The sequence below is a fragment of the Alcanivorax nanhaiticus genome (assembly GCF_000756665.1).
Classification (GTDB): Bacteria; Pseudomonadota; Gammaproteobacteria; order Pseudomonadales; family Alcanivoracaceae; genus Alcanivorax; species Alcanivorax nanhaiticus.
In genome coordinates this window covers 12609-32834 of sequence record NZ_ARXV01000008.1, presented here as the reverse complement: position 1 = coordinate 32834, position 20226 = coordinate 12609, and the positions used below count along the sequence as shown (strand labels likewise).

The following is a 20226-nucleotide window of genomic DNA, read 5'->3' as shown; positions in this document are numbered from 1 at the left end:
CCCATGCTATGGTACTCTGCGCGCCTTTTACGGGGTTCCGCCCCGCTTGAGCAGAACTCAGGAGACGGCCATGAAAGCAGTGGTGCAGTGGCAGGGCGAAGCCTGCTACGAAGGGCAGACAGAAAGCGGCCATAACGTGCTGATGGATGGCCCGCCGGATCACGGTGGCCAGAACCGTGGCCCCCGGCCGATGGAGACCCTGCTGCTGGGTGTGGGTGGCTGTTCCTCCTTTGATGTGGTCCACATTCTCAAGAAGTCCCGCCAGGATGTGACCGACTGTCGCTGCGAACTCACTGCAGAGCGTGTCGATGAGGTGCCAGCGGTATTCAGCAAGATTCATCTGCATTTCATCGTTAGCGGTAATAACCTGAAAGAGAATCAGGTGAAGCGCGCGGTAGAGTTGTCTGCAGAGAAGTATTGCTCGGCCAGCATCATGCTCGGCCGTGCTGGTGTCGAGATCACCCATAGTTATACCATTGAGGCCTGATCGGTAGCGGTCAGGTTGATCTTTCCCGGAACGCCGGGGTGTGAGGTGGTGCCACTGATGGTGCCACCAACAGGTGGTCGCAGTGATGCGGCGTTGTGTTTGTTCTAATGTGGCGGTGAAACGCCCATGGGGTACGGCTGTGGTGAAAGATCCCAATCCCAAGATTACGGTTCACGGTTTCAACAACCTGACCAAATCCTTGAGCTTCAATATTTTTGATATTGCTTACGCAAAGACCGAGCAACACCGTAAGGAATACATCGAATATATTGATGAGCTGTATAACGCTGAGCGTCTCACCGAGATTCTCACCAATGTGACCAAGATCATTGGCGCCAACATTCTGAATGTGGCCCGCCAGGATTACGATCCTCAAGGTGCCAGTGTAACCATGCTGATCGCTGAGCATGAAACGCCGCCGGATGGCTCTGATTGGGACGAGGAAGCGCCCGGTCCGCTGCCGGATACCGTCGTCGCGCACTTGGACAAGAGTCACGTGACGGTGCACACCTATCCAGAATCTCACCCGGATAACGGCATTTCCACCTTTCGGGTGGACGTGGACGTATCCACCTGTGGGGTGATCTCACCGCTGCGTGCGCTGAACTACCTGATCCACAGCTTTGATTCCGATATCGTGACGGTGGACTACCGGGTACGCGGCATGACCCGTGATCTGGATGGCACCAAGCATTACATTGATCATGACATCAACTCGATCCAGAACTTCCTCACCGAAGATACCCAGAACGCCTATCAGATGATCGACGTGAATGTGTATCAGGAGAACATCTTCCACACCAAGATGTTGCTGAAGGACTTCGATATCGACAACTATCTGTTCGGTGCCGGCAGTGACGAGTTTGAGCAGGAAGAGCTGGACCAGATCGAAGAGCGCCTCAAGCGTGAAATGCTGGAGATCTTCTACAGCCGGAACCTTGGCTGAAGAGCAGTTAACAGTTAATAGTTAACAGTGAATAGCTGCGCGTTCAGCGCAGCGGCCAGCTGGTAGTAAAGAGGCCGCGCCCAGGTTATGGGCGCGGCCTCTTTGTCATCATCTCCTGATAACGTTTGGCGCGACGCTGTTAACTGTTCACTATTAACTGTTAACTAATCAAACCCGATAAGTCGCAAACGTCATCACCTTACTCATCAATGTCATGGCGTGGCGAATCGGCGGTGGCAGGTCGGCGCCGCCGGCATCCTTGGCGGTGACGGCGTGCTTGAGTTCATCGGTGCGCATTTGTTCCAGGATGGCGCGCGTGCGCAGGTCGCTTTCTGGCACCTGGAACAGATGGGATTCCAGATGCTTTACCACCTGATTCTCCGTTTCCGAGACAAAACCCAGGCTCCAGCGATCACCAATCAACCCGGCGGTGGCCCCCATGGCGTAGCTCATGGCATAGAACAGCGGGTTCAGTTTACTGGGGGCGCCACCCAGTTCACGAATGCGTTCTTCACACCAGGCCAGGTGGTCTTCTTCTTCCTTGGCCGCTTCTTCCATGGCATGGCGAATATGCGGCAGGCTGGCCGTACTGGCTTGTCCCTGGTACAGCGCCTGCGCACACACCTCACCGGTATGGTTGATCCGCATCAGACCCATCACATGGCGACGTTGATCAGAAGGGATACTGCCGGGCTGCGCCTCGCCACCGGGGCTTTCCGGTGTGGCGGTAGGGGCTCGCTCGGCCTGAATAGTACCCGGTGTCAGCGTGCGCAAGGCATTGTCGGCACGGGCCAGCAGGCGATCGAGAGGAGAAAGTCGGCGTTCAGTCATGCGCGTTCCACGTCGATGTTTTGTCAGAATGTCATGGTAGCATAGCGACAACCGTGTCCCGTGAAGAATGATAACAAATGAGTGATTTGAACGACCTGAGAATGCTGCTCGACTCCCGCTACCCCATTGTCGTGATCGAGACCTGGGAAGAACTTCGTGCGCTGGATTTGATTCGCCGTCTGGGGATGAAAGAAGGGCGTCCCGTGTTTGCCTGGACCTCAGTGGATGGTATGCGTCGGCTTGAGTTTGATGATGCACCGAGCCAGAAGCACACCGTGGAGCCGGATGCGGTGCTGGGGCAGATTCGCGGCACCAGTCAGCCGGGAATCTATGCGCTGTGTGATTTGCACCCCTTTCTTGAAGGCGAGCCTAAGAACGTACGTTTGTTAAAGGAGATTGCCCTGCACCATGAGCGTCTCCAGCATTCGCTGGTGCTGATTAGTCATCAGTTCACCATTCCCCCCGAACTACGGCGTTATTCCACGCGCTTCAGTCTCTCCATGCCGGATGAAAAACAGCTTGAGCATATTGTTCAGGATGAGGCGCGCCGCTTTAAGCAGGAGAAAGGTGAGCGAGTGCGTGCGGATCGTGAGTCTCTGGACCGACTGATCCGTAACCTGCGCGGGTTGAGTGTGGAAGATGCCCGCAAACTGGCCCGTGGTGCAATCCTTCATGATGGCGCCATTACCGAAGCCGATCTGCCTGAGGTTAACAAGGCCAAGTTCGCGCTGATGGAAATGGAGGGGGTGCTCAGCTACGAATACGATACCGAGAGCTTTGCCAACGTGGGGGGGCTGCAGGGGCTCAAGACCTGGCTGGGTAAGCGTGAAAAAGCGTTCCATGGCGATTCAGATATCGACTCCCCGCGGGGTGTCATGCTGGTGGGCGTTCAGGGCGGAGGGAAGAGCCTCGCTGCCAAGTCTGTGGCAGGTTTGTGGGGATTGCCGCTGCTGCGTCTTGATATGGGGGCTATTTACAACAAGTTCTTTGGTGAGTCCGAACGTAACGTTCGTGAAGCATTGAAGATGGCAGAAACCATGTCGCCCTGTGTGTTGTGGATCGATGAGATCGAGAAGGGCATCGCTGTAGGGGATAACGATGGTGGTACCTCACGGCGGGTACTGGGAACCTTGCTGACCTGGATGGCGGAAAATCAGAGCAAGGTGTTTATGGTGGCCACCGCCAATGACATTGAACGGCTGCCTCCCGAACTGATTCGCAAGGGGCGTCTTGACGAAATCTTCTTTGTGGATCTGCCGGATGCAGCGGTGCGCGAGGATATCTTCAGGATTCATCTCAATAAGCGCGGCCAGCCAGCTGCGGACTTTGATCTGGCTGCATTGTCTGCTTGCAGCGAGGGTTTTACTGGTGCGGAAATCGAGCAGGCGGTGGTGGCAGGATTGTACAGTGCGGGGGCTGCTGAGCGTGCACTGGACCAGTCATTGCTCGAAGCTGAGCTGGAGGCCACGGTACCGTTGTCGGTGACCATGGCTGAACCGTTGGCGAAATTACGGCACTGGTGCCAGGGACGGGCTGTCAGCGCCGGCGCCAGTTGATCCTGGTTATTTCCGTTTTGCCGGAGCGGGGATGAGGAGGGCGTATCTCGGCCCTGTTTTCTAGTCGAGCACTTCTCCGCTGGCCAGCGGGGAGTCTGCATCGGCGCTGTCACTGTTGGTAAAGCGCAGAATGGTCTCCCGCAGGGTGTTCAGTTCCACGGGCTTGGGCAAGTGGGCATTCATCCCGGCGGCAAAGCTGCGGTCTTTGTGTTCCTTCAGGATGTGCGCGGTAAGGGCCACGATGGGGGTAGCTGGCAGAGCATGACGCTGTTCATGCTGGCGGATTCGGCGGGTGGCCTCGAAGCCATCCATCTCTGGCATTTCGCAGTCCATCAGGATCAGGTCATAGCGACTCTTTTCAGCCAGAGTCAGCGCTTCCTGACCGTCACTGGCAATGTCGGCTTTCAGGCCCAGTTTGCCCAGCATGCCGCGAATGACCTTCTGGCTGAGGTAGTGATCTTCTGCGACGAGGATGCGCAGATCGGGGCTGGGCTTGGCATTCACGGTCTCCGGAGAGGGTTGTGCCCCATGCCCCAGTTCTTCCGCCAATACCTGACGTAGACGCGGTGCGGAAACCGGTTTTGAAAGTACCCGATGGATGCCTACATTTCTGGCCTGGGTAGAACTGGGGGCTTGTTGGATACCTGTCAGCATCACCAAGACGGTGGGGTGGATGATGACGGGGTCTTCATGTATCCGGGCGGCCAGCTGCATGCCATCCATGCCGGGCATCTGCTGGTCCAGTACCACTATATCGAAAGGTTCATTGATATTGGCCTGGGTGCGTAGTGAAGCCAATGCTTCGCGGGGATCATGGCAGGCGGTGACCCGCATCCCCCAGGACAATGCATGATGACGCAGTACCCGGGTAACGGTGCTGGAATCATCCACCACCAGCAGGCTACGACCTTCCAGACAGGCGGTGTCCACTTTAACCGTTTTCGGCTGGCTGGAATGATCTGCCGGCAGAGGCACGACGAACCAGTAATGGGTGCCGCGCTGATCCTGCAGGTTTCCCATGCGGCCATGCAGTGACTCTACCAGTTGTTCTGCAATGACCAGGCTGAGGTGGCTGCTTTCGTTCTGTCGTTGGCTGGCCTGCAGACGGTTGAGGGCTTCTTCGCTGAGGGTGCTGCCGGAGAAACCGAAACGGACCCGGTCTGCCTGGCCGGTTGGTTCCAGGGAGACATCAACAATCAGTTCGCCGGGAGTGCCGTGGCGAATCAATGCGCCGGTCAGGTTGGTAAGCACCTGACGAAGCCGCCCGGCATCACCCAGTACCCGGCCCGGTACATTGGTGTGTACATGGGTGATCAGTTCGATCTGTTTCTCTTCCGCTCGTTCCTTGAACAGATCGATGGCTTCCATCAGCAGGTCATGCACATCCAGTGAGGCCTGGTTGACATCACTGCTGTCGTTGGAGAGCTGGGAGTTTTCCAGGACATCATTAATGATGCGAAGCAGGTTGTCGCCAGCATGCTGGATGGCGCCGACACATTCGCGCTGGTTCGGTGTCAGCGGGGTGTCCGCAAGGATTTCAGACATGCCAAGAATGCCACTGAGCGGGGTGCGGATGTCGTGGCCAATCCTTGCCAGCGTTTCCCTGCGAGTACTGTCGACGGTTTCAGCGATGGCCTGAGAGCGTTGCTGCTCAATACGCAGCTGGGCCTGATGGGCGACCCGTATCCGCAGACCGATGCCCAGTGTCAGTGCCTGGATAACGGTGGAAGCCATTAGCCACTGCGGCAGTTCGGCACTGGTTTGCAGAATGCCGAGGTAGGCGAGGCCAAGAATGATGGCAGGGAGAGCGAGGAATAGCGTGGTGATGAAAAACAGGCCCCCGCCATTCTGTTCCCTGTTCCAGGTCGTGTAGCCCATGGCAATGAGTATTACCGCTGCGCTGCTCACAGCGGCAAAGCACAAGTAAGCGGTAATGGTGACAGGCAGGAACAGGGTTAGGGGCGCGCTGATCAGGGGGGCGATCAATAGCAACCGGGTGGTGCGGTTGAGCCAGTCATTATTGTTCTGCAGCCGGAAATAGCTGCGGGTGATGCCCGCCGCGGCCGTCATGGCAACCAGCATTAGCGGGAATAGCAAGCGAGATTGCAACTGATTGCCGTCGGTAAGTTCATGGGGGAGGAAATCGGCCAGTAACAGACTGATCAGGGTAATACAGAGCAGGAAGCCCGCATGATAGTAGTAGGTTTTTCCACCACGCATCACAGCGGCAATCAGGTTATAGAAAATCAGGATCAACAGGGCGCCGGTCAGCAGCATGTAGACGTTATCCTGATGTCGCTGGGCGGTCAGATGCTCATTGAGGGTGGACAGACTGAGCCCGTAGGTCAGGTAGCCTTGGGGCTGTAGCTGCAGGTAGAACAGTTGTTCTTCCCCCACCGGCAGATGAACGCGATAACTGGCGCCGCGGCCGGGAATGCGGGCGTCGGGCTCAGCGGGCTGGTAGCTTCGTCCTCCCGGTGCGGGGACATAGAGTGTGGCATTGGGGTTGCCGCGCAGCTGCAGGGAGTAGGTCTGTTGCTCCCGGTATTCGTTCTTGATCGCCAGGCGAACCCACCAGGGGTTCTGCTGGATGCCGAGGCGTTCCACATAGCGTGTGGCAGGTTGGAACTGGCTGGCAATGGGGGCACGGCTAACCTGCTGAATGGTCAGTGAGGCGTCACTGTCTTTCAGGTATTCCGAGTAAATGGTGATGCGGGCATCATTCGGCAAGCTGTGAATGATAAAGGGCGGTGGTGGTTCCGCTGTCGCCCGTGCCATGCCGCTGAGGCACAGCAGGACGATCATCAGTACCAGGGCAAGAGGTTCAGGCCTGTTCCACCACGTTGTTTGATTGCTCTGCATCCGCTGGTTTTCCCCGATCAAGCACATAGGCATTCAGCCCCGCCTCGGAGAGGATATAGGCTCCGAGCTCACTGCGTCGACCGTCTCCGCACACCACATAGAAAAAATCCTTTTCCAGATTTTGCACTTCCTTGCGCAATTCGTTGAGCGGAATATTGCGGGCCCCGGGCGTGCGGTCATGGCGAAATTCCATGGGCAGTCGTACATCCACCAGTATGCAGGCAGTATCCGCCTCCAGCACCATGGTATCCAACTCGTCTTCGGTGAGATGGCGGATGACGGAGTCCTGAAGAATTGCTTGAAAGTCCTTCTTGCCGAGGGCCATAACGACACCATCGCTTGTCATGGTGACGGAGGCATTACGAGGGCTGTCGCTGATTAGTGCATCCTCACCAAAAAAGCGTCCCGCAGACAGGGCAGCCAGGGTTTCCTGCTTGGCACCTTTGGTGCGGCTGACCATGGCCTTGCCTTGTTTGATCACGAAGAAGGTATCGCCGTCCTCACCTTCACTGACGATAGTCTCCCCCAGCTGTACTTCTCGCTCTTCAAACTTTACGAACAGGCTGTGAATCATGGCTGGAGGCACAGCGGCGAAAAGCTCTGAGGAAAGCAGGGCATCCATCCAGTCGCGTTCACTTTCGTCATCATCTTCATCCAGCATGGATTCTGCTGCCTGCGTCCAGGTCATCAGCAGATCCAGTTTGTTGCGATCAATGGCGTATAGAGTGCTGGCTTCTGCCGAGATGGCGTTGATGGTGTGCTCAGGATAATTATCCAGCGCCAGATAATTCTCGTCATCGTCCGCAGCAAAGTGACGTACCTGGAAACTGGCGTCAGTAAGATCCAGCGAGCCTTCTACCAGGAAATAGGCCTTGTCGCTGGTTTGCCCGCGTTTGAACAACAGGCGACCGGGTGCCAGGGTAATCACTTCGATCTGGCCCTGAATTTCCTGCAGGTGGGATTCGCTGAGGCAATCGAATGGAATGAAGTTCTCGAGGCGGGACATTTCCGCCGCTGGTGTAGACATGGCAACCCCTTTGCGGGAAAAGGTGGCTAAGCCCGCAGGTCCCGGCAGGCTCAGCCTTAATTATTAGTTGCCTTTACTTTATGCTTTTTCGCGCGCGACTGCACGGTAGCCGATATCCGAACGGTACTGGGCATTGCTCCATGTGATCTGCTTCACACCTTGGTAGGCGTTGGCCTGTGCTTCACTGACCGTATCGCCGACACCCGTGACACAGAGTACACGGCCGCCGCTGGTCACTACCTGTCCGTCTTTCTCTGCCGTGCCGGCGTGGAAGACTTTCACGGTATCGGAATCGGCCTGATCCAGGCCTTCAATCACGTCACCTTTGGGGTAGCTGTCCGGGTAGCCGCCAGCGGCCATGACCACGCCGAGAGTCGGGCGGGGATCCCACTGGATCTCGGTCTGGTCCAGCTTGCCGTCCAGAGCCGCCAGGCACAGGGCGGCCAGATCAGACTGCAGGCGCATCATGATCGGCTGGGTTTCCGGGTCGCCGAAGCGACAGTTGTACTCAATGACCTTGGGAGCACCTTCAGGGCTGATCATCAGGCCCGCGTAGAGGAAGCCGGTGTAGGGCATACCCTCAGACGCCATGCCTTCTACGGTGGGGGTGATGACCTCTTCCATGATGCGCTGGTAGACGCTGTCGGTGACCACCGGCGCCGGGGAGTAGGCTCCCATGCCGCCGGTGTTGGGGCCGGTGTCGCCGTCGCCGACACGCTTGTGATCCTGACTGGTGGCCATGGGCAATACGTTCTTGCCGTCCACCATGACGATAAAGCTGGCTTCTTCGCCTTCCAGGAATTCTTCTACCACCACGCGGTGACCGGCATCACCGAACTTGTTGCCGTCGAGCATGTCGCGCACGGCTTCTTCGGCCTCTTCCAGGGTCATGGCGACAATCACGCCTTTGCCCGCAGCCAGGCCATCGGCCTTGATTACGATGGGGGCACCCTGTTCACGGACATAGGCCAGAGCTTCGTCCATGTCGGTAAAGTTGCCGTAGGCTGCGGTCGGGATGTTCTGACGGGCCAGGAAGTCCTTGGTGAAGGCCTTGGAGCCTTCCAGCTGGGCCGCAGCCTTGCTGGGGCCAAAGCACTTCAAGCCGTTGTTCTGAAAGGTATCGACCAGGCCTTCTACCAAGGGTGCTTCCGGGCCAACGATGGTCAGATCAACGCCGTTGTCCTTGGCGAAGGTCAGCAGTGCCGGCTGATCCAGCACATCAATGGCCACATTTTCCAGCTTGGCTTCGCGGGCGGTGCCGGCATTGCCGGGGGCCACGAAGACCTTTTCTACCTGCTCGGCCTGAGCCACTTTCCATGCCAGCGCATGCTCGCGGCCACCGCCGCCAATCACCAGAACTTTCATTGCTTTATCCCTTTCTGATTAGTGGCGGAAATGACGCATGCCGGTGAAGACCATGGCCATGCCAGCTTCGTCGGCAGCCGCAATGACTTCTTCGTCGCGGATCGAGCCACCCGGCTGGATCACGCAGCTGATACCTACCTTGGCGGCGTTATCGATGCCGTCGCGGAACGGGAAGAAGGCATCAGACGCCATCACCGAACCTTCCACCTGCAGTCCAGCGTGTTCGGCCTTGATGGCGGCGATACGCGCGGAGTTAACGCGGCTCATCTGGCCGGCGCCTACACCCACGGTCTGGCGGTTCTTGGCGTAGACAATGGCATTGGATTTCACGAATTTGGCCACTTTCCAGGCGAAGATCAGGTCGTGCATCTCTGCTTCGGTGGGGGCACGCTTGGTGACGACTTTCAGGTCGCCTTCGGTGATCATGCCGATGTCGCGATCCTGCACCAGCAGGCCGCCGTTAACGCGTTTGTAGTCCAGGCCACCTTCGGTGGGGCCTTCGATTTCGCCACAGACCAGCACGCGCACGTTCTTCTTGGCGGCGGTGATGGCCAAGGCCTCGTCGGTGGCGCTGGGCGCGATGATCACTTCCACAAACTGACGATCCACGATCGCTTGGGCGGTGGCCGCATCCAGTTCACGGTTGAAGGCGATGATTCCACCAAAGGCGGATTCGGTGTCGGTTTCGAAGGCCAGATCGTAGGCCTTGCCGATGCCGTCCAGGCTCACCGCTACACCGCAGGGATTGGCGTGCTTGACGATGACACAGGCAGGCTTGGTGAAGCCTTTGACGCACTCCAGTGCGGCGTCGGTGTCAGCGATGTTGTTGTAACTCAGTTCCTTGCCCTGCAGCTGCTTCGCGGTGGCGATAGAGGCGGGGGCCGGGTTGCGCTCGGTGTAGAAGGCCGCTTTCTGGTGCGGGTTCTCGCCGTAGCGCATGTTCTGGGTCTTTTCGAAGTTCAGGTTGATGGTGCGCGGGAAGTCCTGATTGTTCTCTCCCACCTTCTTGCCAAAGTAGTTGGCAATGGCGCTGTCATAGGCCGCGGTATGCTCGAAGGCCTTGATGGCCAGGTCGAAGCGCAGGGTGTCGGACAGGGCGCCGCCGTTGGCGTCCATGTCATCCAGCACGCGCTGGTAGTCAGACGCATTGGTAACGATACCCACGTGGGCATTGTTCTTGGCGGCAGAGCGCACCATGGTCGGGCCGCCGATATCGATGTTCTCGATGGCGTCTTCCAGGGAACAGTCCGGGTTGGCCACGGTGGCTTCGAACGGGTAGAGGTTGACCACCACCAGGTCGATGCGGCTGATGTCGTTATCGGCCATGACCTGATCGTCCTGACCACGACGGCCGAGAATGCCGCCGTGCACTTTGGGATGCAGGGTTTTCACCCGGCCATCCATCATTTCCGGGAAACCGGTGTAGTCGGAGACTTCACGCACCGCAATGCCGGCCTCCTGCAGTTTCTTGAAAGTACCGCCGGTGGACAGCAGCTCCAGGCCCTTGTCGGCCAGGGCCTGGGCAAATTCAACGATACCAGTCTTGTCGGAAACACTGATCAGTGCACGTTCAACGGCTTTGCTCATGGGATTTCACCAAGTTGCGTAGTCTTAATTAATACGAGGGCCAGAAACAAAAAAAGGGCAGTGTGGTCACTGCCCTTGATATAGCAGGTCTGTTTTACAACAGACCGTACTGCTTGAGCTTCTTGCGCAGGGTGCCGCGGTTCAGGCCCAGCAGCTCCGCTGCTTTGGTCTGGTTGCCACGGGTGTATTCCAGCACCTTCTCAAGCAGCGGAATTTCCATCTCCGCCAGTACCATCTGGTACAGTTCGCTGACGGGCTCACCGTCGAGCTGATTGAAATAGTCGTTTAAGGAACGACGCACACAATTACGCAGGGTGTCGTGGGTTTCACTGCGCGCAATAGTGAGGTGCGGCTGCTTTCGTGCTTCTGCGGTGTTCATTTCAGTAAGTGTCCGTGCAGCGGCTGTGTTAACTGAAGAAAGGGTCATGCGGCCAAGGCTCCGTTTTTCTTCCTGGCAGACACTTCGCCGTAACGACCAAAGCGAACCCGGTCGGTACTGACGTTGATCTGTTGGAAAAACTGCTCGATCGCCACGCGTTGGTCGGTGGCATTTTCCAGTGTGTTAAATCCACGCCGGAAGTCCTCCCCGCCGGGAAGGTTCTGTGTGTACCAACCCAGATGCTTGCGGGCGATACGTACCCCCATGAACTCACCATAAAACTGATGAAGCTCAGCGAGGTGCTGTTGCACGCAATCATGGACTTCCGTTACTAACGGCGCTGCTGGCAGCGAGCCGTGCTCGAGGTAATGCAGGGTGTCCCGAAAGATCCACGGGTTACCCTGAGCAGCGCGGCCGATCATGATACCACCGGCTCCCGTGGATTCCAGTACCTGTTTAGCTTTTTCCGGGCTATCCACGTCACCGTTAGCCATGATCGGAATATTAACCGCCTCTACGACGGCGGCGATGGTGGCGTATTCCGCCTCCCCGTTGAATTTGTCAGCACGGGTACGGCCATGGATGGCGAGAGCCTGAATGCCCGCTGATTCAGCAATTTGGGCAATGGTAATGGCGTTGCGTTGATCGCGATCCGGGCCCGTGCGGATTTTCAATGTGACAGGCACATCAACGGCCGCCACAACTGCATCAAGAATTCTGGCGACCAGATCTTCATCTGCCAGCAGGGCTGAGCCCGCTGCGCGTTTGCAGACTTTTTTGGCGGGGCAGCCCATGTTGATGTCGATGATCTGGGCACCGTGATCCACATTGGCGCGGGCCGCCTCAGCCAGCATCTGTGGTTCGCCGCCTGCAATCTGCACCGAGATCGGGCCAGGTTCGCCGGTATGATCCAGTCGCTGGCGTGACTTGCGTGAGTTCCACAAACGGGTGTCTGAGGTGACCATTTCCGAGACCAGAAGACCCGCCCCCAGATCCCGGCAAAGCCGACGGAACGGGCGATCAGTGACGCCGGCCATGGGGGCCAGAATCAATGAATTGGGCAGAGTGTAAGGGCCGATCTGCATGGTCTCGGACGCGGTTGGTCAAAAAGGGAGCTAATGATAGAGATCGGGGCGAGGGGATGAAAGGGCAGACCGGGACTTTTCGCTCCCGTCCGTCAGCTAGCAAGAAAACGCTGAGGCTGGTTGAGTGCCAGGTGCCTTGACGCCTTCTGCCCGGCCATCATTCTGTTTTGCGTCCGGCGTCGGGCGTCGGGCGTCGGGCGTGCTTAGCGCTGAGTCAGCTGATCCGAGGTGTTCTGGCTGGGCAGCAATCGCAGGTTGTAGTTCACGGCATTATCGCCAGGGTCAACGATCTCCAGCGAGATATGCAGGGGGGTGTTGAGCGGCATGCTTTCCAGGTTGCTGAGGTCTCCCTGCAGATATTCCCGGGGCTGGAATCGGCGGCTGGCGAGCGGTTTGCCATCCAGTGCACTGAAGCGTAGCTCCAGATCAGGGAACGGTTGCGGGTAGCGAGCCTCGTTGAACAGTATGGCATCCACGATCAGCGCATTGTTGTACTCCGGATGGCTGCGAACCACCAGGTTGGCTCCCCGCAACTTGCTGATATCGGTCCGACTGGGAAGTCGGCAGCCCAGGGCTTCGCAAGCCTGAGCGTAGGCGGGGCGCCACTGTGGTGTGCGAGCAAGATGATCGAAGTTGAAGTAAGCATACTGGGCAATCAGCACCACGATGGCGAGGGCTGCCAGGGCGGTCCACTTAAACAGGCTCTGCCAGTCGCGCTGGCGCTGGAACGGCAGGTCCCGTTCGCGAACCGGTTTGGAGGCGATGGTGACCGGCTCATCATTGAGGTCATCGCCGAAAAGATCCAGGCCGCCAAACAGGGAGTCATCTTGCTGTTGCCGTCTTGCTGGTTTGGCAGGCTGGGGTTGTGGCTTGGTTTTGGCGGGTTTGCTGGCCGCTTGTTCATCGCGCGGGGCAAAGGTGGCCGGGCCGGGAGTGGAGGGCGATGCTGGTGCGGGCTCGTCGTCATCCTCAAGTTCCTCCAGCAGAGCTTCGGCCCAGGATTCGTCGGCACCCTCATTGTGAGTTGAGCGTCCTGCGCCGGCCATGTCCGAGAAGTCTTCGCCAAGACTGTCTTCGTTGCTCCCTTCCTCCAGATTCATGAAGGAATCGCTCAGCTCCATGCCTTCCATGCTGAGACCATCGCTTTCCTTGTCCGGTGTTTCCTCGAACAGGGGGTTGATCTCTTTGCTGGGTGGGGCAGGGGTGTTGGCGTTGTTGTCCAGTGCGCCAGCCCAGCGATCAGCCGGAGCGCTCTGGCCGGTGGCGGGGGGATCAACCAGGTGATCGGTGGCCTGGAAAATCTGCAGGCATGAACCGCAGCGAACCGCGCCACGGGCTTGCTTGAGATGTTCGTCAGTAATCTTGAACTGGGCTGCGCAGTGGGGGCAGCGTGTTTTGTACTGGGTGGCCATGGCAATCGCCTGATTATTATTGGTTAAGATCCGCTACATGGGTGCGCAACAGGCACCACGCATCCCGGCAAACCATAAAACGCTCTTTAAGGGGTTCTTTTTACAGAAAAAGCGGCTTTGCTCGCAAGGACCTGGGCCGCATTTATGTATTCCGTCGTACCCCGTCGATGCGTACCCAGTCCCCTTTTTGGGTGGTGGGGGTGAGATCGAACCAGGGAGCGTAGGCTTCGCGCACCGATTCGGCCTGCTCGGCAAGAATGCCGGAAAGCGCCAGTTGGGTGCCCGGTTGGCAATAGCTGGCCAGCAATTTCGAGAGCTCCATCAGTGGGCCAGCGAGAATGTTGGCTACCAGTACATCGCAATGGAAGGGCTGTGGCATGTCTTCAGGCAGGTACAGAGACAGACGGTCCGCGACACCGTTGTTGCTGGCGTTGTCTTCACTGGCGATCAGTGCCTGGGGATCAATGTCGGTGCCGACGGCGTGGTGGGCTCCCAGTAGAAGCGCAGCAATAGCCAATACCCCGGAGCCACAACCGAAATCGAGAACGGTCTTGCTGGTCAACTCGCTCTTATCCAGCCATTCCAGACAAAGGGCGGTGGTTTCATGGGTGCCGGTACCGAATGCCAGGCCGGGGTCCAGCTTGAGGTTGATGCCTTGAGTATCCGGTGCCTCGCTCCAGCTGGGAACGATCCATAAGCGTTCACCAAACTGCATGGGGGCGAAGTCGTCCATCCAGGCGCGTTCCCAGGCCTGATCTTCCAGAACCTCATGGTGCATGGCGTCGGCGTTGAGTCCCTGAAGTTCTAGGGCAGCCTTGATGAGAGCGGGATCGTGTTCTGGATCGAACAGGGCGGTGACCACGGTGTTCTGCCACAGGGGGCGGGTGCCGGGTGGTGGCTCGAATACCGGCTGGTCTGCGCCATCGGTCAGGCTAACAGCGCACGCGCCCAGATTTTCCAGTGCCGCCTGAAAGGCATCCGCATGTTGTTCAGTGGTAGCAAGATGGAGTTGCAGCCAGGCCATGTTCGCTTCGCTCTAGTGAATAGTTAACAGTGAATAGTGAACAGTTGCGCGGGATGGTGGGGTGGAAGCTCAAACCATGGATGCCGCGCGCACACGCCGGTGTGATCTGGGGGGAATGATAGCAGCTAAGCTGCACCGTATGGCGATGGCAACGAGTTTTCTGGTTCATCTAAATGCACGAAGCCGCGCACAGTGTCTGTGCGCGGCTTCGTGGGTGAAGCGTGTGACAAGCTAAAACCGCGAGCTGTTAACTGTTCACTGCCTCAATGACCGCCCAGCTTCTTCTCCAGATGGTGGATGTCCACGCCGCCTTTCATAAAGGCTTCATCCTTGAAGATCTTGCCACGGTGCAGGTCCACATTGGTCTTGATGCCTTCTACCACGATTTCGTCCAGGGCATTACGCATACGCGCCATGGCGATGTCGCGGCTTTCCCCCCAGGTGATCAGCTTGCCGATCAGGGAATCATAGTAGGGGGGCACGGTGTAGCCGCTGTAGATATGGGAATCTACCCGGATGCCGTTGCCGCCCGGGGCGTGGAAGTATGTGACCTTGCCTGGAGACGGGGTAAAGCGAACCGGGTCTTCGGCGTTGACTCGTACCTCGATGGCGTGGCCCTGGAAAGTTACATCAGATTGCTGGATTTGCAGACCTTCGCCACCGGCGATGCGTAGCTGCTCCTTGACGATATCCACACCGGTGATCATTTCGGTGACAGGGTGTTCCACCTGTACCCGGGTGTTCATCTCGATGAAGTAAAAGCCTTCGTTTTCGTACAGGAATTCGAAGGTGCCGGCACCGCGGTAGTTGATCTCCTTGCACGCATTGACGCAGCGCATGGCGACTTCGTCTTTCAGGTGCTGGGGGATCTGTGGGGCCGGTGCCTCTTCCACGACTTTCTGGTGACGGCGCTGCAGGGAGCAGTCGCGATCGCCCAGGTGGATAGCGTGGCCGTTGCCGTCGGCCAGTACCTGCACTTCCACATGGCGTGGCTTCTGCAGGAACTTTTCCATGTATACGGTGGCATCACCAAAGGCGTTTTTGGCCTCCGAGCGGGTCAGGGTGATGGCGTTGAGCAGCGTGCGCTCTTCTTCCACCACGCGCATGCCGCGGCCACCACCACCGGCGGCGGCCTTGATGATGACCGGATAACCGATATCGCGAGCCATTTGCAGGGCGGCTTCATCATCGTCACCGACCGGCCCGTTGGAGCCGGGAACCGTGGGAACGCCGGCTTTTTTCATGGCTTCGATGGCGGCGACCTTGTTACCCATCAGGCGAATGGTTTCCGCCTTGGGGCCAATAAAGGTGAAGCCAGAGCGTTCTACGCTCTCGGCAAAATCTGCATTTTCTGCCAAAAAGCCGTAACCCGGATGGATAGCGTCAGCGTCGGTGACTTCTGCAGCACTGATGATGGCCGGGATATTCAGATAAGAGTCTATGGAGGGAGCCGGGCCGATACACACGGCTTCGTCAGCCAGGCGAACGTGCATCAGGTCCCGATCCGCCTTGGAATAAACGGCGACCGTGCGAATGCCCAGTTCCTTGCAGGCGCGCAGGATGCGCAGGGCAATTTCGCCACGGTTGGCAATGACAACCTTTTCCAGCATGAGAGATGCCTCCCTTAAACGATGGAGAAGAGAGGCTGGTCAAACTCAACCGGTTCGCCGTCTTCTACCAGGATGGCATCGATGGTGCCGGACTTGTCCGCTTCGATCTGGTTCATCATCTTCATGGCTTCAACGATGCACAATACATCGCCGGCCTGAACTTTCTTGCCCACTTCAGCAAACATGGGGGCGCCCGGTGCCGGGGAGCGGTAGAAGGTGCCCACCATGGGGGAGCGAACCATGTGCCCACTGGGTGTTTCCGCAGCGGCCGGTGCGGGCGCAGCTTCAGCGGCTGGAGCAGGTGCGGGTGCTGCGGCAGGAGCGGCTTGCGGGGCCGCGTAATACTGCGCAGGTGCGGCAACCTTGCTGCTGCCACGGCTGATGCGCACAGACTCTTCGCCTTCGCAGATTTCCAGCTCTTCAATGCCGGATTCTTCCAGCAGCTCAATCAGTTTCTTGATCTTGCGAATATCCATGTCTTTTAACCATCCAGTTATTCGGGGGCTAGTTGTTCAAGGGCGGCGGTCAATGCCAGTTGGTAACCCGTGGCACCAAGGCCGCAGATCACGCCGCGCGCGATATCGGAAAAATAGGAGTGGTGACGAAAGCTTTCCCGGGCATGCACATTGGACAGGTGCACCTCAATAAAGGGGATTGCTACGGCCAGCAGGGCGTCACGCAGGGCAACGCTGGTGTGCGTGAATGCTGCCGGGTTGATCAGAATGAAATCGATGCCTTCTGTTCGGGCATCGTGAATCCGCTCAATCAGTTCATATTCTGCGTTGCTTTGCAGGTGTTGCAGGTGATGGCCGGCCTGGCTGGCTTGCTCCTGCAATTGCTGGTTGATGTCGGCCAGGGTGGTATGCCCGTACTTTTCCGGCTCGCGGGTGCCGAGCAGGTTCAGATTGGGGCCATGTAAGACCAGAATGGACGCCAAAACGGGTCTCCCTGGGAAAGTGTCGTTATTTGTTGTGAACGTGCAGGAAAAACACAGTTACACCGATGCTTTCTTGCACCCATGCAATACTAGGTGGAAATAGAGGGGGAGAAAAGGGGTTTACAACATTCGTTACAAGTTACCGGAAGATGTCGGGAAATCGGTACTGTTTCACGTTTTTTGTTTAGGGGGGCGAGCTGCAAGGCGAGAGACGGGGCGGCCCTGGTTGCGCGTATTAAAAGCGGCTGCAGGAGTTTCCTGCCATGCGGGCGGCCTGCGATACCGCGGGGGTTGACGGAAGCCGCGGCGAGTGACGAGTAGCGAGTCTCAAAAGGCATAACCGGGCGATTCCGGACTGGTTTTGGGTTTGGCTGTTCGCAACGCGTCACTCGAAACTCGCTTCTTTCCTTGTTGCCGTCTTAAAGGTGCGGCATGACCCTGGCGTTGAGGTGTTCGATAAAGCGCTCGGGGCCCATTTCGCCGAGTACTCGTGATTTTGGGATCTCTGTGCTGGTGGGAGTAAAGAACACCAGCGCCGGCAGGCCAAGGATATTGTACTGCGCCATGATGGCCTGGCTGTCTGCGTTGATCTCGGTGATATCTACCCGGTAGAGGTCAAAGCCTTGCATCTGGGTGAGTACCGCCTGGTTGCTGAGGGTGGTTTCCTCCAGCACCTTGCAGGCCACACACCATTCAGCAAAGAAATCCACCAGCACGGGTTTGCCTGCCTGACGGGAGGAGGCCAATGCCTGTTCCAGCGAGGCTTTACCGACCAGGGTCTGCCAGGGGCCATGGCTTTGTTGTGCTGGCGGGCTGATGGATTGGGGCTGGCCTGCTGACGATTCCCGGGTGAGCGGTTGCAGAGGTTGCAGTGGATCACTACCGCCACTAAGGGCACCAACGATCATTACTGAGCCATACAGTGCCAGTACCAGAGCGATGCCGCGCTTGAGACGGGCAAACCCTTCTCCTGCGGACTCCAGTGCGCCCAGTTGTACGCCGTAAATGGCCAACAGTAATCCGTAAAGGCCGAGAGTAATGGTGTCGCTGATGATGCGATCCAGCAGCCAGATGGCCACGCCCAGCATCACCACACCAAAGAAACGCTTGATCTCATCCATCCAGTGACCGGCTTTAGGCAGCAGACTGCCTCCGCCAGTACCGGCAATGATGAGGGGAACGCCCATGCCGATGGATAGCGCAAACAGGGAGGCTGCTCCGGTGAAAGCATCACCACTGGCCGCCACATAAATCAGGGCTCCAGCAAGAATGGGGGTGACGCAGGGAGATACTACCAGCGCGGAGATCGCTCCCATGAGTGCTGCCCCGATCAGGCTGCCGCGTTTCGCTGCGCCGGGTTGATGCAGTTTGTCGCGAAGGAAATGCGGTAGCTGAAGTTCATAAAGCCCGAACATGGATAGGGCCAGAGCCACAAAAATCACCGCTGAGGCGATAATTGCTGCTGGCTGCTGCAACAGGAATTGCAGATTGAGCCCTGCACCGAACAATGCCACCAGCAGGCCGGCAAGGGTGTAGGGGATGGCTACCCCGAGCACATAGGCACTGCTCAGAACAAAACCACGGCTGGCACTGGGGTTATCCTCGCCGGCAATGATACCGGACAGGATGGGAACCATCGGGAAGACACAGGGAGTAAAGGCCAGCAGCAGGCCGCCAACGAAGAAAAGACCAATGATTAAACCTATGGACTGGTTCTCCATCCATTGGTTAAAGGCGTTGGCGTCTTCGGAAGTGAGAGTGTTCAGAAAACCGCTATCACCATCAGCTGGAGTGGCCGCTGCTGCGGCCGGAGACTTTTTTGTTGGTTGCGGGCTGCTGAAGTCGAACACTTTTTTGGTCGGTGGGTAGCAGAGGGTGTCTTCTATGCACCCCTGGTAACGCACTTCCAGTAGGGTATCCACCAGGGGGACACTGTTTACCGGCAGGTTTAATCGAACATTATGGAAGTAAACAATGACATCCCCGAAGATCTCGTCTGTCTTGGGTTTGCCTTCAGGCAGGGTGATGTTGTCGAACGCTTCCAGTACGTTGCCGTTGGTGTCTTTCAGGGTGAAACCAAAACGGTGTTGATACAGATAGACATCATCAATCAGCTCAAAATCCAGCAGTAACGTCTGATTGTCCCAGTCCGCGTCGACAACCAGTTGAATCGCCTCATCCACGGTGGGCAGGCGTTCCTCGCCAAACAGATCCTGGGCAAGGGTGGAAGACCATGCCAGTAATAATGTCAGTGCGAGCCCCAGTCGTTGCCAGGTGATGTGCATTGCCTTCTCCTCAAACCCCGATCGCAAAATGTGCGGCACCCTTTCGATGCCAATATGGCTGATAAGTTTCAGGGCGATTTATTAACGACGCCTTAAGGTTGCTTTAAGGCACCCGTAGGAAGCTGTGTTCTCTATACAAGGAGAACCACATGCGCTTTCTACGGGTACTCGTTCTGCTGGCCATTCCCTGGCTGGCCCAGGCCGGTGATCTGCCATTTTCCCAAGAGCAGGTGGCGGACGCAAAAGTCATTTATGTGGACTTCTGGGCCAGCTGGTGCGGGCCTTGTCGTCGTTCCTTTCCCTGGTTGAATCACATGCAAGCCAAATATGGCGACAAGGGGTTCACCGTTGTCGGCGTCAATGTAGACCCGCAGAAAGCCGATGCCCAGCGGTTTCTCGATGCTTACCCAGCCACATTTCCGTTGGTTTTCGATCCGGATGGGCAGTTAGCCACCCGTTATGCGCTGCAGGGCATGCCTAGCTCGGTATTGCTTGATGCCCAGGGACGGGAGTTGTCCCGGCATATCGGCTTCGCCGAAAAGCACAAAGAGGATTATGAACAGGAAATCGTACGGTTACTGGAGGTGCAGCAATGAAAAGACGAATGGGGTTTGTTGTCGCCCTGACGGTCCTCGGGGCTCTGACCGGATGCCAGAATCTGGGGGTGCAACCGTGGGAGCGTGACCTGTTAGCCAAGCCGGTGATGACGCCTGGAGCCGCGGATGGTCTCGATGACGCACTGGACGACCATATTTATTTCAGCAAGGAAGCGTCCAGTGGTGGGCGGGGCTTTGGTGGTGGCGGCTGTGGTTGTAACTGAGGGGCGGTAATTG

General features: G+C 57.6%; 18 protein-coding genes. 5 read left to right on the top strand and 13 right to left on the bottom strand.

Features of this window, described 5'->3' with window-relative positions; translation table 11 throughout:
• The first annotated feature begins 70 nt into the window (after positions 1-70).
• Both Y5S_RS11085 and speD read left to right on the top strand, forming a co-directional pair.
• A complete protein-coding gene (locus tag Y5S_RS11085; protein ID WP_035233014.1) occupies positions 71-487 on the top strand; it encodes an OsmC family protein in 417 nt (138 codons plus the stop codon).
• A gap of 139 nt (positions 488-626) precedes the next feature.
• On the top strand, positions 627-1433 hold the full coding sequence (speD, locus tag Y5S_RS11080; RefSeq protein ID WP_407921418.1) for an adenosylmethionine decarboxylase: 807 nt from the start codon (positions 627-629) through the stop codon (positions 1431-1433).
• A 168-nt stretch (positions 1434-1601) separates the two neighbouring features.
• On the opposite strand, the gene coq7 is transcribed toward speD, so the two are convergent.
• The gene (coq7, locus tag Y5S_RS11075) at positions 1602-2264 is read right to left on the bottom strand and encodes a 2-polyprenyl-3-methyl-6-methoxy-1,4-benzoquinone monooxygenase (protein WP_035233013.1); all 663 of its coding nucleotides are present in this window, start codon (positions 2262-2264) and stop codon (positions 1602-1604) included.
• Between the two features lie 77 nt (positions 2265-2341).
• On the opposite strand from coq7, the gene Y5S_RS11070 reads away from it, so the two are divergent.
• Complete coding sequence (locus Y5S_RS11070) at positions 2342-3820, top strand: AAA family ATPase (protein ID WP_035233012.1); 1479 nt, start codon at positions 2342-2344, stop codon at positions 3818-3820.
• Positions 3821-3880: 60 nt separating this feature from the next.
• Here Y5S_RS11070 and Y5S_RS11065 read toward each other — a convergent pair whose 3' ends face one another.
• The 12 genes from Y5S_RS11065 to dsbD form a co-directional block, all read right to left on the bottom strand.
• Entirely contained in the window at positions 3881-6682 is a 2802-nt protein-coding gene (locus tag Y5S_RS11065; protein ID WP_035233011.1) for a hybrid sensor histidine kinase/response regulator, read from the bottom strand.
• Positions 6645-7709: a cyclic nucleotide-binding domain-containing protein gene (locus Y5S_RS11060; RefSeq protein ID WP_035233010.1), complete on the bottom strand. Its 1065-nt coding sequence runs from the start codon at positions 7707-7709 to the stop codon at positions 6645-6647. The genes Y5S_RS11065 and Y5S_RS11060 overlap by 38 nt, the downstream gene beginning before the upstream one ends.
• A gap of 78 nt (positions 7710-7787) precedes the next feature.
• On the bottom strand, positions 7788-9074 hold the full coding sequence (gene purD / locus Y5S_RS11055; RefSeq protein WP_035233009.1) for a phosphoribosylamine--glycine ligase: 1287 nt from the start codon (positions 9072-9074) through the stop codon (positions 7788-7790).
• 18 nt (positions 9075-9092) lie between these two features.
• Positions 9093-10661 carry a bifunctional phosphoribosylaminoimidazolecarboxamide formyltransferase/IMP cyclohydrolase gene (gene purH / locus Y5S_RS11050; protein ID WP_035233008.1) on the bottom strand — a complete coding sequence of 523 codons (1569 nt, stop codon included), beginning with the start codon at positions 10659-10661 and terminating at the stop codon, positions 9093-9095.
• A 94-nt stretch (positions 10662-10755) separates the two neighbouring features.
• Complete coding sequence (gene fis / locus Y5S_RS11045; RefSeq protein ID WP_022984641.1) at positions 10756-11040, bottom strand: DNA-binding transcriptional regulator Fis; 285 nt, start codon at positions 11038-11040, stop codon at positions 10756-10758.
• Between the two features lie 44 nt (positions 11041-11084).
• On the bottom strand, positions 11085-12125 hold the full coding sequence (gene dusB, locus Y5S_RS11040) for a tRNA dihydrouridine synthase DusB (RefSeq protein ID WP_052041546.1): 1041 nt from the start codon (positions 12123-12125) through the stop codon (positions 11085-11087).
• Positions 12126-12328: 203 nt separating this feature from the next.
• Positions 12329-13537, bottom strand: coding sequence for a zinc-ribbon and DUF3426 domain-containing protein (locus tag Y5S_RS11035; RefSeq protein WP_035233007.1), 1209 nt, complete (start codon positions 13535-13537; stop codon positions 12329-12331).
• 142 nt (positions 13538-13679) lie between these two features.
• The gene (gene prmA, locus Y5S_RS11030) at positions 13680-14561 is read right to left on the bottom strand and encodes a 50S ribosomal protein L11 methyltransferase (RefSeq protein ID WP_035233006.1); all 882 of its coding nucleotides are present in this window, start codon (positions 14559-14561) and stop codon (positions 13680-13682) included.
• A gap of 263 nt (positions 14562-14824) precedes the next feature.
• Positions 14825-16171, bottom strand: coding sequence for an acetyl-CoA carboxylase biotin carboxylase subunit (gene accC / locus Y5S_RS11025; protein ID WP_035233005.1), 1347 nt, complete (start codon positions 16169-16171; stop codon positions 14825-14827).
• Positions 16172-16185: 14 nt separating this feature from the next.
• The gene (gene accB, locus Y5S_RS11020; protein WP_035233004.1) at positions 16186-16647 is read right to left on the bottom strand and encodes an acetyl-CoA carboxylase biotin carboxyl carrier protein; all 462 of its coding nucleotides are present in this window, start codon (positions 16645-16647) and stop codon (positions 16186-16188) included.
• A gap of 17 nt (positions 16648-16664) precedes the next feature.
• Complete coding sequence (aroQ, locus tag Y5S_RS11015) at positions 16665-17108, bottom strand: type II 3-dehydroquinate dehydratase (protein ID WP_035233003.1); 444 nt, start codon at positions 17106-17108, stop codon at positions 16665-16667.
• Between the two features lie 419 nt (positions 17109-17527).
• Positions 17528-19393, bottom strand: coding sequence for a protein-disulfide reductase DsbD (dsbD, locus tag Y5S_RS11010; RefSeq protein WP_035233001.1), 1866 nt, complete (start codon positions 19391-19393; stop codon positions 17528-17530).
• A 149-nt stretch (positions 19394-19542) separates the two neighbouring features.
• Between dsbD and Y5S_RS11005 the strand changes: the two genes are divergently transcribed.
• Both Y5S_RS11005 and Y5S_RS11000 read left to right on the top strand, forming a co-directional pair.
• On the top strand, positions 19543-19989 hold the full coding sequence (locus tag Y5S_RS11005) for a TlpA family protein disulfide reductase (protein ID WP_035233000.1): 447 nt from the start codon (positions 19543-19545) through the stop codon (positions 19987-19989).
• Positions 19986-20213, top strand: a complete 228-nt coding sequence (locus Y5S_RS11000) for a DUF4266 domain-containing protein (protein WP_035232999.1) — start codon at positions 19986-19988, stop codon at positions 20211-20213. Before Y5S_RS11005 ends, Y5S_RS11000 begins: the two co-directional genes overlap by 4 nt.
• The last annotated feature ends 13 nt before the right edge of the window (positions 20214-20226 follow it).

Excerpts from the sequence above, each read along its gene's own strand:
- prmA (WP_035233006.1), bottom strand. The coding sequence starts at position 14,561 with ATGGCCTGGCTGCAACTCCATCTTGCTACCACTGAACAACATGCGGAT.
- accB (WP_035233004.1), bottom strand. The coding sequence starts at position 16,647 with ATGGATATTCGCAAGATCAAGAAACTGATTGAGCTGCTGGAAGAATCC.
- Y5S_RS11085 (WP_035233014.1), top strand. The coding sequence starts at position 71 with ATGAAAGCAGTGGTGCAGTGGCAGGGCGAAGCCTGCTACGAAGGGCAG.
- Y5S_RS11035 (WP_035233007.1), bottom strand. The coding sequence starts at position 13,537 with ATGGCCACCCAGTACAAAACACGCTGCCCCCACTGCGCAGCCCAGTTC.
- fis (WP_022984641.1), bottom strand. The coding sequence starts at position 11,040 with ATGAACACCGCAGAAGCACGAAAGCAGCCGCACCTCACTATTGCGCGC.
- Y5S_RS11000 (WP_035232999.1), top strand. The coding sequence starts at position 19,986 with ATGAAAAGACGAATGGGGTTTGTTGTCGCCCTGACGGTCCTCGGGGCT.
- Y5S_RS11060 (WP_035233010.1), bottom strand. The coding sequence starts at position 7,709 with ATGTCTACACCAGCGGCGGAAATGTCCCGCCTCGAGAACTTCATTCCA.
- purD (WP_035233009.1), bottom strand. The coding sequence starts at position 9,074 with ATGAAAGTTCTGGTGATTGGCGGCGGTGGCCGCGAGCATGCGCTGGCA.
- dsbD (WP_035233001.1), bottom strand. The coding sequence starts at position 19,393 with ATGCACATCACCTGGCAACGACTGGGGCTCGCACTGACATTATTACTG.
- Y5S_RS11005 (WP_035233000.1), top strand. The coding sequence starts at position 19,543 with ATGCGCTTTCTACGGGTACTCGTTCTGCTGGCCATTCCCTGGCTGGCC.
- Y5S_RS11070 (WP_035233012.1), top strand. The coding sequence starts at position 2,342 with ATGAGTGATTTGAACGACCTGAGAATGCTGCTCGACTCCCGCTACCCC.
- accC (WP_035233005.1), bottom strand. The coding sequence starts at position 16,171 with ATGCTGGAAAAGGTTGTCATTGCCAACCGTGGCGAAATTGCCCTGCGC.
- coq7 (WP_035233013.1), bottom strand. The coding sequence starts at position 2,264 with ATGACTGAACGCCGACTTTCTCCTCTCGATCGCCTGCTGGCCCGTGCC.
- Y5S_RS11065 (WP_035233011.1), bottom strand. The coding sequence starts at position 6,682 with ATGCAGAGCAATCAAACAACGTGGTGGAACAGGCCTGAACCTCTTGCC.
- purH (WP_035233008.1), bottom strand. The coding sequence starts at position 10,661 with ATGAGCAAAGCCGTTGAACGTGCACTGATCAGTGTTTCCGACAAGACT.
- dusB (WP_052041546.1), bottom strand. The coding sequence starts at position 12,125 with ATGCAGATCGGCCCTTACACTCTGCCCAATTCATTGATTCTGGCCCCC.